We start from the raw sequence: 13,582 nt of genomic DNA on the forward strand, positions 1-13,582 counted from the left end.
GCCGGGGTCCCGCAGTGGGTCATAGGGCCTCGGCGTCGAGCCCCACGGTGATGGCGCCGATGGGCTCGCCGGTGGCCGGGTCGGAAATGGTCATCGAGACCTGCCCTTGGTAGGTGTCGGAGCTTTCATCATACTCGACCTCGTCCACAAAAGTGGCTCCGGCACCCATTGCGTAGGTCTTGGCGTGCTTGTCCTCGTCGCCTTGCCACATGTCGGAGGTGACGGCGGAGGAGGCGACGTTGAGGCCATGACTATCCATCACGAAGACCTCGGAGATCAGCCCGCCGGAGCCGGCGACCTGCTGGCGCAGGAACTCGGCGGCGGCGTTCTGCATGATCGGGTCAATGGTGGGGCCGGCGCCTGCATCGGCCTCGGCGCGCCAGGCTTGGTCCATCGCGTCGATGTCGGCCTGCGTCAGCGCGGCGCGGTCGGCGTTGGCGGCCTTGATCGCGGCGACCAGCACATCGTTGCTGGCCCAGGTGGCGACGCTGGCCGAGAGATAATCGGTCATGGCGGCATGATAATCCTGCGCGGCGGCGGGCAGGGCGAGGGCCGCGAGGGCGGCGGCGAGGATGGGTTTTTTGAACATGGGGTCTCCGGTGTCTGCGGTCTGCTCAGCAGGGAAAAGCGGCAGCATAGGTGCCGCCATGAGCGCGGAAGCTAGGGCCCTTGGGTTAAAAGCGGGTTGAGGCCAGACCGGCTTTCAGCGGTGTTTTCGTAAAACTTGCATCACCCTCTTCAGACAGGGCGGCGCATATTTTTGCAGCCATGCAGTACGCAATGGCCTAATCTTTAGGCGAATCTCGCTGACGTTGTGTTCCTGTCCCGGCGGCAATTCACCTTGGCGCGGCGGCGTGGCTATGTCGGTCCGCTCAACACCTGAAACGGAGGTTTTCACCCGTGTTCATTCGCACAATCCTCGGCGCCGGAGCGCTGGTTGCCGCCACTCTGACCGCAACGCAAGACGCCCGCGCCGAAAGCCATGCCATGGCGCTGCCCTTTGCCCTCGACTGGAAGTTCGAAGGCCCCTCGGCCCCCTACTTTGCCGCCATCGACAACGGCCACTTCGAGGCGAATGGCCTGAACGTGGAAATCACCGCAGGCTCCGGCTCGCTCGACGCGATCCCGAAAGTGGCCACCGGCGCCTTCCCCGTGGGCTTTGCCGACATCAACTCGCTCATCAAGTTCCTCGACCAGAACCCCGGCGCCCCGGTGACCGCGGTGATGATGATCTACGACAAGCCGCCGTTCGCCGTGATTGGCCGCAAGTCGCTCGGCGTTTCGGAGCCCAAAGACCTTGAAGGCAAGGTGCTGGGTGCGCCGCCCCCCGATGGGGCCTGGGCGCAGTTCCCGATCTTTGCCGCGGAAAACGGCCTGGATATGGCGGCGATCACCGTGGAGCCTGTGGGCTTTCCGACCCGGGAGCCGATGCTTGCCGAGGGCAACGTCGCCGCGATCACCGGCTTCTCGTTCAGCTCCTATCTGAACCTCGTGCGCCTCGGGATCGAAGAGGACGATATCTCGACAATCTTAATGGCTGATTACGGCGTGGACCTCTACGGGAATGCCATCATCGTCAACACCGAGTGGGCCGCCGAAAACAGCGACACGCTTAAGGGGTTTCTGGCCGCTGTCGCCGCCGGCTGGAAAGACGCGATTGCCGACCCGGCGGCCGCGACCGCTAGCCTGATGGAGCGCAACCCGGCTGCTGATGCGGAGCTGGAGCAGCGCCGCTTGCAGCTTTCGATCGATGCCAACGTGCTGACCGATTACACGATGGACGGCGGGTTTGGCACCATCGACGAAGAGCGTCTCACCTCCTCGGTGGAGCAGATCAAGAGCACCTATGAGTTCGTGAATGAACCCGATGCGTCGCTCTACTTCACCGAAGAGTATCTGCCCGAAGGCGGCTTTGCGCTGAAGTGATCGGAGGGTCCGTGGCGGTGGGCGGGTAGCCCACCCTGCGGGCTGGGCAGCATGACGAACCTCATAGAAATCAAGGGCGTCCGCCACGCCTACCAGACCCCGAGCGGGCGCCTGCCGGTGCTTGATGGGCTGGATGTGGCGGTGCCCGAAGGCGGCTTTGTGGCCGTGGTCGGCCCCTCGGGCTGCGGCAAGTCCACCCTCACCCGGCTGGTGGCCGGGCTGATGAAGCCCGACGAGGGCGAGGTCTGGCTGCACGGGGAGAAGGTGAAAGGGCCGCGCTCGACGGTGGGCATGGCGTTTCAGAACCCGGTGCTGCTGGAGTGGCGCTCGATCCTGAAGAACGTGATGCTGCCGCTGGAGATCGTGCCCACCAAGATGGGCCGGAAGGAGCAGGAAGAGCGGGCGCGGTACCTGCTTGGGCTGGTGGGCCTCGAGGGGTTCGAAGACAAGCGGCCAAGCGAGCTTTCGGGCGGGATGCGGCAACGCGCCAGCCTGTGCCGCGCCCTTGTTCACAAGCCTGAAGTTCTGATTTTGGACGAGCCTTTCGGGGCTCTGGACGCCTTCACCCGCGAAGACTTATGGCAGACCATGCAGAAGGTGAAGGAGGCCGAGCCGTTCACCGGCGTGCTGATCACCCACGACCTGCGCGAGAGCATCTATCTGGCCGATCAGGTGGTGGTGCTTTCGGGGCGTCCGGCGCGCACGCAGTACGTGCTCGACGTGCCCGACCGGGGGCATGACATCGAGCAGCTCTACACGCCTGAATCGGCGGAAATGCTGGCGATCCTGCGGCACCAGATCGAGGTGGCGCAGGGGCGGGCCCCGGCTGAGGAGGGGGCGGCATGAGCCCGAGATTGCGCAAGATCGCGGTGCCTCTGGCGGCGGTTGTCATCTTCCTGATCCTCTGGGAATTGCTTGTCTGGGCAATGGGTTGGCCGAACTACAAGATGGCCTCGCCGTCTGACCTGGTGCCGGCCTTCAGCCGTTACTGGGAACTGTTCCTGGTGATGGGCTGGCAGACGCTGTGGCGCACCGTGGTGGGGTTGATCCTAGCGATCATCGTGGGCGTGGCGATTGGCATGGTGATGGGCTTTTCGCGGACCATGCGGGAGGCGCTTTACCCGCTTCTGGTGGGGTTCAACGCGATCCCCAAGGCGACGGTCGTACCGATCGTGGCGCTGATGTTCGTGGGGGCGCATGACTTCAACACGGTGCTCATTGCCTTCATGATCTCGTTCTTCCCGATTGCCGTTTCCATCAGCATCGGGCTGAGCACGCTGGAGCCGGAATATCGTGATATTCTAAGGGCTTTGGGGGCATCGCAGAGCACGATCTTCTGGAAGATCGCGCTGCCTAAAACCCTGCCGGAGTTTTTTGGGGCGTTGAAGGTGGCGGTGACGCTGGCCTTCATCGGGACCAACCTGATGGAGATCGTTTCGCCCCATGGCAGAGGCCTTGGCGCGCTCTTCGACAGCGGCAAGACCAACTCGGATTATCCGCTGATGTTTGCGGTGCTGATCGCCCTCGCGGCGCTGGGTATCCTGCTCTACTACATCGTGGTCTGGCTGGAGAGCATTTTTGCCGGTTGGGCGGAGCGTACGCCGGGTTAAGAATCCGGCGTTAACCCCATATTTTCTTGATGCACAACTGATGCACATCCGATGCACAAATGATGTGTATGTCAGATGACATACGGGTGCATTAATCAATGCACCGAGCGGTCGTTCTCGCTCACAGCGGATGGGTTTGATGGAGCCCGGTCAGCCGGTCATGAAGCGTTGCATCATCACCGCCTCCTGGCCTTCCATCAGCGCGCGGGCGGTGGCCATGTGCTCGGTCATGATCGCGCGGGCCTCTTCTGCCTCGCCATCGCGCAGCGCATCGACGAGGCGGCACTGGAAGTCGCGGCCCTTTTGCCAGAGCTCGATGTTGGGCGGCGCGTAGAGCTCGCGGTAAACCGTGATGTCGGAGAGCAGGGCGACCATGAAGTCGATGCAGAAGCTCAGCAGCGGGTTGGGCGACTGGGCGGCCAGCAGGGCGTGGAAGCGGAGCGAGGCGATGTGCTGCTCGCGCTCTTCTTCGATGGTCTTGGACGGCTCGGCGTAGGTGGCAATGTTGGCCTCAAGTTCGGCCAGCACATCAGGTGAGAGCTTGCCGGCCAGAGAGGCGACCAACTCAGGCTCCAGCGCCTGCCGGAGCTGGTAGATGTCGGCGATCGTGAGATCCTTGAAGTAGAAGTAATTGCCGAGCAGCGCCCGCGCCCGCTCGCGGCTGACCTCGTGCACGAAGACGCCGCCGCCGGGGCCGGTGCGGGTTTTGACAAGGCCCTGCGCCTCGAGGATTCGCATCGCCTCGCGGATGGTGCCCTTGGCCATGCCGAAGCGCTCGATCAGCTCGGCCTCGGCGGGCAGACGGTCGCCAGCTTTCATGCCGTGCTCGACGACCCAAGTCTTGATTGCCTCGGCGACCTGAACGGGGCGGCTGAGGCGGGTGTCAGAGGGGGTGGAAACAGGCGGCAAAGTGATCTTCTCCCATGGCCTCGAGCGGTGGCTCTTCGGCGCGGCATTTGTCGGTGACCCGCGGGCAGCGCCCGGCGAAGGGGCATCCGGGGGGCGGGTTGAGCGGGTCTGGCAGCTCGGCGGCGGCGGATTCGGGGGCGGTCAGCGGGCGGCCGACCACGGGGGCGGAGCCTGCGAGCAGCTTGGTGTAGGGGTGCTTGGGCGCGGAGAAGACATTCTCGGCGCGGCCGATCTCCACGACGGAGCCGAAGTAGAGCACCATGATCCGGTCAGACACCGCCTCGACCACGGCGAGATCGTGGCTGATGAAGAGGTAGGTCAGGCCGAACTCGGCCTTGAGACGGGCCATCAGGTTGAGGACTTGGGCCTGAACAGAGACATCCAGCGCCGAAACAGGCTCGTCGAGGATGATGATCTCGGGGGAGGCGGCGAGGGCGCGGGCGATGCCGATGCGCTGGGCCTGACCGCCGGAAAACTCGTGCGGATAGCGCTCGAGGAATTCCTCGCGGAGGTTCACGGAGGCGAAGATCTCGGAGATGCGGGCGTCGCGCTGCGGCTTGTCCATCCCGTGGAGCAGCTTGAGGGGCGCTTCCATGATCTGGCGGATCGTTTTGCGCGGGTTCAGAGACGAAATCGGGTCTTGGAACATGTACTGGATGAGCCGCCCGAAGGCGGCGGGATCGGCATTGTCGAGCGCCTTTCCGGCGATCAAGATATGGCCGGTGGTGGGCTCCAAGAGGCCAACGAGCATGCGGGCGAAGGTGGACTTGCCGCAGCCGCTCTCGCCGACGATGCCGAGGGTTTCGCCCTCGGGCACCTCGAAGGACACGGGGCGGACGGCGCGGACCCCGGCCTTGGGCTTGGAGAAGAGGCCGCCGCCGATTGGGAAGGTCTTGGAGAGGTCCGAAACTTTGAGGGCGAGTTTTTGCGTGGTCATGCCAGCACCTCCTCGGGGTGGATGCAGCGGACGGTGCGCTTATCGCTCCCTTCCAGCGGGATGTAGCCGACCTTGCACTCGGGTTGGCACTTATCGCAGCGGGCGGCGAAGTGGCAGCCGGGGGGCAGGTCATTCACCACCGGGGGCAGGCCGGGGATGGCCGCCAGCTCGCGCCGCCCGCCGCCAAGCTCGGGCACGCAGGCGATGAGGCGCTTGGTGTAGGGGTGGGCGGGCGCATCGAGCACCGATTGGGTTGGCCCCTCCTCGACGATCCGCCCGGCATACATGACCGCGACCCGGTCACAGAGCTGGGCCACCACGCCGAAGTCATGGGTGATGAAGATGATCGCCAGCCCGCGCTCGCGGCGCAGATCGTTGAGCAGAGAGAGGATTTGGGCCTGAACAGTGACATCAAGTGCCGTCGTGGGCTCGTCGGCGATGATGATGTCAGGCTCGTTGGCGAGCGACATGGCGATGCCGACGCGCTGGCGCATGCCGCCCGACATCTCGTGCGGGTAGTTGCCCAGCCGGGACTCGGGGTTGGGGATGCGCACCTGCTTCATCAGCTCCAAAGCGCGGGCGCGGGCGGCGGATTTGCTCACCCGGCTGTCATGGACGCGGATCGCCTCGGCCAGCTGGTCGCCCACGGTGTAGAGCGGATGCAGGGTGCTGAGCGGGTCTTGAAAGATATAGGCGATGCGGTTGCCGCGGGTGCGGCGCAGGGTTTCGTAGCTGGCTGAGAGCAGATCCTCGCCCTCGAGCCGCACTGCGCCGCCGGTGATGACGCCGGGGGGCGAGGCGACGAGGCCGGTGACGGAGAGGGCGGTGACGGATTTGCCGGAGCCGCTTTCGCCGATGATGCCGAGGCACTCGCCGGGTTTGACCGAGAGAGAGATCTTGCCGACCGCCTCATAGACACGGTCACCGACATGGAACTGGGTTTCCAGTTCCTGAATGTCGAGCAGCGGGGCCTCGGGGTTGGCGGCGGGGAGGCTGCGGTTTTTGGCGACATTGGTCACTGCCAGCGGGCGCGAGAGGGCGCCGGAGCGCAGGCGGGGGTCGAGCGCATCGCGCACGCCATCGCCGAGCAGGTTCACCGACATGACGATCAGGAAGATCATCACGCCGGGGATGATGGAGGTGTGCGGGTGGGTGGTGAAGTGGTTCTTGGCCTGCCCGAGCATGGAGCCGAGGTCGGAATCGGGTGGCTGGGAGCCGAGGCCGAGGAAGGAGAGGCCTGCGGTTTCGAGGATCATCCAGCCGACGGTGGTGGACATGGCGATGACGATCACCGGCAGCACGTTGGGCAGCACCTCGGTGAGGATGATGCGGATGTGGCCCTTGCCTGCCAGCCGGGCGGCATCGACGAACTCGCGGTGGGCGAGGCCCACGGTGATGCCGCGGATGTTGCGGGCGAAGAAGGGGATGTTGACGGCGGCGACGGCGATGAGCGCGTTGATGAGGCCGGTGCCCAGCGCGGCCACGATGGCGAGGGCGAGCAGGATGTAGGGGAAGGCCATGAGCATATCGATCAGGCGCATCAGGATGTTGTCAGTGCGCTTGCCGAAGTAGCCGGCGATTATGCCGATCGCGGAGCCGAAGAAGGCGGCGAGGAAGGCGGCGACGGCGCCCACGGCGAGCGAAGTGCGGGTGCCGTAGAGCAGGCGGGAGAGCTGGTCGCGGCCTAAGTGGTCAGCGCCGAGGACGTAGCCCTCGGTGAAGGGGCGGGCGAACCGGTCGCCGGTGTTGGTGATGTTGGGGTCCTGCAGGGGCAGGATGGGGGTGAGCAGGGCCAGCAGGAGGATGATGCCGAGCACGACCGCGCCCATGGCGGCGAGGCGGTTGCGGAAGAGGAGCTTGAGGAAGGCGGTCATTTTGTGCGCTCCGGGGTGCTTGTGTTGGCTGGCGGGTGCGATGGCGGGACAAGCCCTGTCCGATGGGCGCTCATGACTTGATCCTCGGGTCGAGCAGGGCCTGGGCGACGTCGACCACGATGTTGAAGAGCACGTAGCAGGCGGCGACCACCACGACGCCGCCCTGCACCAGCAGCACGTCACGCTGGGAGATGGCGTTGACCAGCATCTGGCCGATGCCGGGCCAGTCGAAGACCATCTCGATATAGACCGCGCCGGAGACTACGAAGCCGGCCTGAATGCCGAGGACCGGGATGATCGAGACCATCGCGGCCTTGAGGGCATGGCCCATGATCACGCTCCGCTCGCCGACGCCCTTGGCGCGGGCGGTGCGGATGTAGTCCTGCCGGAGCACCTCGAGCATGGCGGAGCGGGAGAGGCGAGCGATGACGCCGGTGGCGACCACGGCGAGAGCGGAGGCGGGGAGGATGAGGTGGTTCATCAGGTCCACCGGGCCGCCGCCGCCGTAGATGAGATACATACCGGAGACCGGGAACATCCGCAGTTTCAGGGCGAATATGATGATCAGGATCATGCCCAGAAAGAAGCTTGGGATGGAGATGCCTATGAGCACGGTGAAGGTGATCAGCTTGTCGGCGAGGCCGTATTGCCGTGCCGCCGAGACCACTCCGGCGAGGATGCCGAGGACCGAGCAGAGCACGAAGGCGACGCCGGCGAGGATGAGGGTGTTGCCGAAGCGACCCATCACTTCGTCGATCACCGGTTTGTTCTGCGAATAGCTGCGGCCGAAATCGCCGGTGAGCATGTTGCCGAGCCAGATGAAGTAGCGCTGGACCAGAGGCTTATCGAGGCCGAGGTCGGCGTTGATCTTGGCGACGTTCTCGGGCGTGGCATAGGCGCCGAGGATGGCAAGGGCCGGATCGCCCGGGATCATCGCCATGATGAAGAAGACGAGGACGGAGACGCCGATGAGCACCGGGATCGCGGCGACGAGGCGTTTGAGGATGTAGCTGCCCATGATGTCTCCTGCGGTGTGATGCGCGATGAGGGCGCACCCTGCGTGGGGGGTGCGGCGGGCACGGGGAGGTGACACAGGTGCCCGCCGCGGTGGTCGCTCCCGGCGCCCTGGTCCTCATCGCGAGTGCGAGGAGAGCCGGGGGTGGCCGTGGAGCAGCCGGTGGTTACTCGTTACTTCTTCACCACCTTCTCGAGCTGGAGCAGGAAGGAGGGCTCCAGCGTAAAGTTTTCGACGCGGTCGTTGGTGACGGCGTTCTGCTTCCAGTTCGCGATGAAGGCCCAGGGGGCGTCTTCCTGCACGATCTCTTGCATCTGCTTGTAGAGTTCGGCGCGCTTATCCTGATCGACGGCGGTGCGGGCCTCTTCGAGCAGGGCGTCGACCTCGGGGTTGGAGTAGTAGCCCGAGTTGAAGCCGCCCTTGTCGGGCCATGCGTCGGTGCGCAGGGCGAGGTAAGGCAGGGTGTCGGGGTCGTTGGTCATCCAGGCCATTTCGGCCATGTCTGCCTTGCCCTCCAGCCCCGGGTTCACGTTGCCGAGGAAGGTGTTCCACTCGTAGGTCTCGATGGACACATCGAGGCCCACGGCAGCGAGGTCGGCCTGAATCGCGGTGCCCATCGCGACCGGATCGAGCATGCCGGAGCCGCCTTCGGTCACATAAAAGGTGAGCGAGGCGCCCTCTGCCCCGGCTTCGGCCAGCAGGGCCTTGGCCTTTTCAGGGTCGTAGGAATAGGGCGAGAGGCTGTCGTTATAGGCCCATGCGAAGGCGGGCGGCGTGGGGCCGGCGGCGACCTCGGCGGTGCCTTCGAGTACATCGTTGACGATGGCTTCCTTGTTGATGGCGTAGTTCACCGCCTGACGCACCTTCTTGTCGGCCAGCGGGCCTTCCTTGGCGTTCAGGATCAGGAACCACACGTGCGGGCCGGCTTGCTCGACCACGTTGAAGCCGTCGCCCTCGAACTGGGAGAGCGCGGTGGGCGGGACCTCGACCATCATGTCGATGCCACCTGCGATCATCTCGGCAACGCGGGTGTTGGCGTCTTCGATCGGGCGGAAGACCACGGCCTGCGCCCCGGCGGGCTCGCCCCAGTATTCTTCATACTTGTCGATCACCACGGCCTCGTTGGCGCGCCATTCGACGAACTTGAAGGGGCCGGTGCCCACGGGTGCGCGGCCAAAGTCGGCACCGCCTGCCTCGACGGCGGCAGGGGAGACCATGAGGCCGGTGGGATAGGCGAGGTTGGAAAGGAAGGGCGCGTAGGGCGCGGAGAGCTTGAACTTGACGGTGGTCTCATCGACCGCCGTTGTCTCCTCGACCGAGGAGAAGAAGAAGGCCAGCGGGAAGGGGCCGGTGTTGTGGAAGGGGTGATCCTCGTTGAGCATCCGGTCGAAGTTGAATTTGACCGCCTCGGCGTTGAAGGGCGTGCCGTCGTGGAAGGTGACGCCCTCGCGCAGCTTGAAGGTATATTCGGTGCCGTCCTCGGAGACCTCCCAGCTTTCGGCCAGACCGGGCGCGACCTCGAGCGTGCCCGGCTTGTAGCGGGTCAGGCCCTCGTAAAGGTTCACCAGAATGCGGAAGTCGTTCACCGCGGTCACGGCGGCCGGGTCGAGCGACTTGGGTTCGGCCACCTGGCCGACGATCAGCACGCCCTCGGGTGTTTGCGCGGTGGCCGCCATCGGTGCCAGCGCGAGCGCGGCTCCGGCAGCGAGGACCGCGCGGCGGGTCCAGTTGAAGAGGGTCATTGGAGCATCTCCCTGTGGTTTTTATGGCGGCGATTCCCTTGCGGAAGCCGGGTGTTCGTGTGAGAAATTAATCATGATAAATTTGACCGGTCAATTTTTCATGATAAATTTCTTCGCAAGGAGCCCCGCGCCGATATGACTTTCTCGATTCTTGTGCAGGACGCCCAAACAAACGCCATTGCCGGTGCGGCGGCGACCGGAAGCCTCTGCGTGGGCGGCTGGGTGCTGCGGGGCCGGTGGGGTGCGGGGATGAGCGCGAGCCAGGGCGCGGCGCCCTCGACGATGTGGGGCGAGCAGGTGCTGCACGAGATGGCAGGCGGCAAGGGCGCCGCCGCGGCGGTGGAGGCTGTGACCGGCCCGGACGAGGGGCGCGACTGGCGGCAGCTTTCGGCTCTGGACATGGGCGGCGCGGGGGCCTGCTTCAGCGGCAAGAGAAACACGGCACTGGTGGCCTCGCACGTCTTTGACTGCGGGGTAGCGGCTGGCAACATGCTGGGCAGCGCGGAGCTGCCGGAGGCGATGGCGCAGGCCTACCTCAAGGCGCTGGGCAGCCTGCCCGAACGCCTGATGGCCGCGCTCTGGGCGGCGGCGAAGGGCGGGAGCGACAAGCGTGGGTTGCTCTCTGCGGCCCTGCTGGTGCTGCGGCCTGATGCGGCACCGCTGACGTTGCGGGTGGACTACTCGGAGCAGCCACTGGAGGCGCTGGGCGCGCTGTTGGAACGGGCCACGAGCGGGGATTACGGCGACTGGGCGCGGCAGGTGCCAACGCTGGAAGCGCCGGAACGGGTGCTGGACGAGGCACTGACGGGCACGCTGGTGCCGGAGCCGGAGGAATGACCGGCAGCGGAAAGGATTGGGGCGCGGAGGCCGCGCGGCATTTGCAGGCCTTGGCGGAGATTTCCGTGCCCGGCCCCGGCGTGACCCGCCTGCCCTACGGGCCGGAGCATCGGCAGGCGGTGGATTACCTGCGGGAGATGATGCGTGGCGCCGGGCTGGTGCCGGCACTGGATGCCGCCGCGAGTTTGGTGGGCCGCACGGAGGGCGGCGGGGCAGGCACCTTCTACATGGGCAGCCATCAGGACTCGGTGCCGCAGGGCGGGGCGTTTGACGGGATCGCGGGCGTGGTGCTGCCGGTGATGGCGATGCAGTTGCTGGCGGAGGAAGGCGTGGTGCTGCCCTTCGCGGTGGAGGTCATGGCATTTGCCGATGAGGAGGGGGTGCGCTTTCCGACAGCTCTCGTCGGCAGCCGGGCGGTGGCGGGCACGGTGGATATGGCGGTGCTCGACATGGTGGACCGGGACGGCGTGAGCCTGCGGGCGGCGCTGGAGGGCTTTGGCTGCGACCCGGAGGCGATTCCGCAGGTGGCGCGGGACGGGGCGCAGGCGCTGGGCTATCTGGAGGCGCATATCGAGCAGGGGCCGGTGCTTGAGGCCGAGGGCGAGGCGCTGGGCGTGGTGACGGGCATCTGCGGGATCGAGCGGCACGCGCTGACGTTCACCGGGGAGACCGGCCATGCCGGGACGGTGCCGATGGAGGCGCGCAAGGATGCGCTGGTGGGCGCGGCGCGGGTGATTGCCGAGGTCGACCGGCTGGCGCGGGCGACGCCGGGGCTGCGGGCAACGGTCGGGCAGGTGGATGTGCGCCCGGGGGCGGTGAACGCGGTGCCGGGCGAAGTGAGGATGCCGGTGGAACTGCGCAGCGAGGACGACTCGGCGCGGGAGGAGGCGGGGCAGGCGATTGCCAGCTTCGCCAGCCGCGTGGCCGCCGATATGGGGCTGACGCTGGAAGCCCGGCGGACTTATGCCCAGCCAGCCGCGCCCTGCGATCCGCACTTGCGGGCAGCGCTGGTCAAGGCGGTGCAGCAGGGCGGCGGCAAGGGGCTGGAGCTGACCTCGGGCGCGACCCATGACGCCAGCGCAATTGCTGACCTTTGCCCGATTTCCATGCTGTTCATCCGCTGCCGTGGCGGCGTGAGCCACCGGCCCGACGAACATGCGGAATCGGACGACCTTGGCGCTGCCGTCCGGGCCATCGCGGCCACCCTCAGGGGCTTGGCGGACGCCTAAAAAACGGGCAATCTCGGGGAGATACAGGATTCTGTGTCATTTCGCTTTGTATTGCCATCGGGGACGTGGATAATTGAAGCAATGACAAAAATCTTTGACGAGATGTGGGGGAGAGAAGACGCGCTCAGGGCGCCTTACTCCCAATTCGGGCAGTGGTTCGAGGGCGAAGACCCGGCGAGACTGCGGGCGAAACAGCGCGAAGCGGAGGAGGTTTTCCGGCTCACCGGCATCACCTTCAACGTCTATGGGCAGGCCGCCGCCGAGGAGCGGCTGATCCCCTTCGACATCGTGCCGCGGATCATCAGCGGCGCGGAGTGGAAGAAGCTCACCCGGGGCATCGAGCAGCGGGTCCGCGCGATCAACGCCTTCTTGCATGACATCTATCATCGCCAGGAGATCGTCCGCGCTGGGCGGCTGCCGGTGGAGATGATCAAGAACAACGAGGCCTACCTGCCGGAGATGGTGGGCGTGACCCCGCCGGGCGGCGTTTATACACATATTGTCGGCATCGACCTCGTGCGCACCGGCGACGACGAGTTCTACGTGCTGGAGGACAACGCCCGCACGCCGAGCGGTGTGAGCTACATGCTCGAAAACCGCGAGACGATGTACAAGATGTTCCCCGAGTTGTTCAGCCAGACCAAGGTGCAGCCGGTGAGCCAGTATCCGCGCTCGCTGCTGCGTTCGCTCTCGGCCTGTGCGCCGAGCTGTGCCGAGGGCACGCCCACTGTGGCCGTGCTCACGCCGGGGAGCTACAACTCTGCCTACTTCGAGCATGCCTTCCTTGCCGATCAGATGGGCGTGGAGCTGGTGGAAGGCTCGGACCTGCGGGTTGTCGACGGGCGCGTGGCGATGCGGACGACGCAGGGCTACAAGCCGATCGACGTGATCTACCGCCGGATCGATGACGATTTCATCGACCCGCTGACCTTCAACCCCGAGAGTGCGCTGGGCGTACCGGGGATCATGGATGTTTATCGCGCGGGCAACATCGCCATTGCCAACGCGCCGGGCACGGGCATTGCCGATGACAAGGCGATCTACAGCTACATGCCGGAGATCGTGGAGTTCTACACCGGCGAGAAGGCGATCTTGCAGAACGTGCCGACATGGCGCTGCAACGACCCGGAGAGCCTGAAATACGTGCTCGACAACCTCGACGAGCTGGTGGTGAAGGAAGTGCATGGCTCGGGCGGCTACGGCATGCTGATCGGGCCGACCGCGAGCAAGAAGGAGCTGGCCGAGTTCCGCAAGAAGCTGGAGGCGAAGCCGGGCAACTACATCGCCCAGCCGACGCTCAGTCTCTCGACCGTGCCGATCATGACCAAAGCGGGCCTTGCCCCGCGCCACGTGGACCTGCGGCCCTTCGTGCTCGTCAGCCCGGAAGGGGTGAACATCACCCCCGGCGGCCTCACCCGCGTGGCCCTGAAGAAGGGCAGCCTCGTGGTGAACTCGAGCCAGGGTGGAGGCACCAAGGACACTTGGGTGCTGGAGGACTGACGC

The 13,582-nt window shown here is 65.7% G+C and carries 12 protein-coding genes; 6 read left to right on the plus strand and 6 right to left on the minus strand.

Going from position 1 to position 13,582, the window contains the following annotated elements; translation table 11 throughout:
• Nucleotides 1-19: 19 nt before the first annotated feature.
• Nucleotides 20-589 (minus strand): hypothetical protein, encoded by a 570-nt coding sequence (locus KUV38_RS16960; RefSeq protein ID WP_222471390.1) that lies wholly within the window; start codon nt 587-589, stop codon nt 20-22.
• A gap of 326 nt (nt 590-915) precedes the next feature.
• Between KUV38_RS16960 and KUV38_RS16965 the strand changes: the two genes are divergently transcribed.
• The 3 genes from KUV38_RS16965 to KUV38_RS16975 are packed head-to-tail and all read left to right on the plus strand — an operon-like array spanning nt 916 to nt 3,536.
• Nucleotides 916-1,926 (plus strand): ABC transporter substrate-binding protein, encoded by a 1,011-nt coding sequence (locus tag KUV38_RS16965; RefSeq protein WP_410001050.1) that lies wholly within the window; start codon nt 916-918, stop codon nt 1,924-1,926.
• A 51-nt stretch (nt 1,927-1,977) separates the two neighbouring features.
• Complete coding sequence (locus KUV38_RS16970; RefSeq protein WP_222471391.1) at nt 1,978-2,772, plus strand: ABC transporter ATP-binding protein; 795 nt, start codon at nt 1,978-1,980, stop codon at nt 2,770-2,772.
• Nucleotides 2,769-3,536 carry an ABC transporter permease gene (locus tag KUV38_RS16975; protein ID WP_222471392.1) on the plus strand — a complete coding sequence of 256 codons (768 nt, stop codon included), beginning with the start codon at nt 2,769-2,771 and terminating at the stop codon, nt 3,534-3,536. The genes KUV38_RS16970 and KUV38_RS16975 overlap by 4 nt, the downstream gene beginning before the upstream one ends.
• A gap of 150 nt (nt 3,537-3,686) precedes the next feature.
• Here the strand turns inward: KUV38_RS16975 and KUV38_RS16980 are convergent, their stop codons facing one another.
• The 5 genes from KUV38_RS16980 to KUV38_RS17000 all read right to left on the minus strand — a co-directional run bounded on the left by KUV38_RS16980 (nt 3,687) and on the right by KUV38_RS17000 (nt 10,013).
• Complete coding sequence (locus tag KUV38_RS16980) at nt 3,687-4,451, minus strand: FadR/GntR family transcriptional regulator (protein ID WP_410000900.1); 765 nt, start codon at nt 4,449-4,451, stop codon at nt 3,687-3,689.
• Complete coding sequence (locus KUV38_RS16985; protein ID WP_222471393.1) at nt 4,420-5,382, minus strand: ABC transporter ATP-binding protein; 963 nt, start codon at nt 5,380-5,382, stop codon at nt 4,420-4,422. The genes KUV38_RS16980 and KUV38_RS16985 overlap by 32 nt, the downstream gene beginning before the upstream one ends.
• Nucleotides 5,379-7,256: a dipeptide/oligopeptide/nickel ABC transporter permease/ATP-binding protein gene (locus tag KUV38_RS16990; RefSeq protein ID WP_222471394.1), complete on the minus strand. Its 1,878-nt coding sequence runs from the start codon at nt 7,254-7,256 to the stop codon at nt 5,379-5,381. Before KUV38_RS16990 ends, KUV38_RS16985 begins: the two co-directional genes overlap by 4 nt.
• A gap of 70 nt (nt 7,257-7,326) precedes the next feature.
• Nucleotides 7,327-8,274, minus strand: coding sequence for an ABC transporter permease (locus tag KUV38_RS16995; RefSeq protein ID WP_222471395.1), 948 nt, complete (start codon nt 8,272-8,274; stop codon nt 7,327-7,329).
• Nucleotides 8,275-8,444: 170 nt separating this feature from the next.
• The gene (locus tag KUV38_RS17000; protein WP_222471396.1) at nt 8,445-10,013 is read right to left on the minus strand and encodes an ABC transporter substrate-binding protein; all 1,569 of its coding nucleotides are present in this window, start codon (nt 10,011-10,013) and stop codon (nt 8,445-8,447) included.
• Nucleotides 10,014-10,148: 135 nt separating this feature from the next.
• Between KUV38_RS17000 and KUV38_RS17005 the strand changes: the two genes are divergently transcribed.
• From KUV38_RS17005 to KUV38_RS17015, 3 genes are all read left to right on the plus strand, one after another.
• Nucleotides 10,149-10,850 carry a DUF1028 domain-containing protein gene (locus KUV38_RS17005; protein ID WP_222471397.1) on the plus strand — a complete coding sequence of 234 codons (702 nt, stop codon included), beginning with the start codon at nt 10,149-10,151 and terminating at the stop codon, nt 10,848-10,850.
• Entirely contained in the window at nt 10,847-12,079 is a 1,233-nt protein-coding gene (locus KUV38_RS17010; RefSeq protein WP_222471398.1) for a M20 family metallo-hydrolase, read from the plus strand. The genes KUV38_RS17005 and KUV38_RS17010 overlap by 4 nt, the downstream gene beginning before the upstream one ends.
• An 81-nt stretch (nt 12,080-12,160) precedes the next feature.
• Nucleotides 12,161-13,579 (plus strand): circularly permuted type 2 ATP-grasp protein, encoded by a 1,419-nt coding sequence (locus KUV38_RS17015; RefSeq protein WP_222471399.1) that lies wholly within the window; start codon nt 12,161-12,163, stop codon nt 13,577-13,579.
• Nucleotides 13,580-13,582: the final 3 nt, after the last annotated feature.

Source organism: Vannielia litorea, from assembly GCF_019801175.1.
In the GTDB taxonomy this organism is placed as follows: Bacteria; Pseudomonadota; Alphaproteobacteria; order Rhodobacterales; family Rhodobacteraceae; genus Vannielia; species Vannielia litorea_B.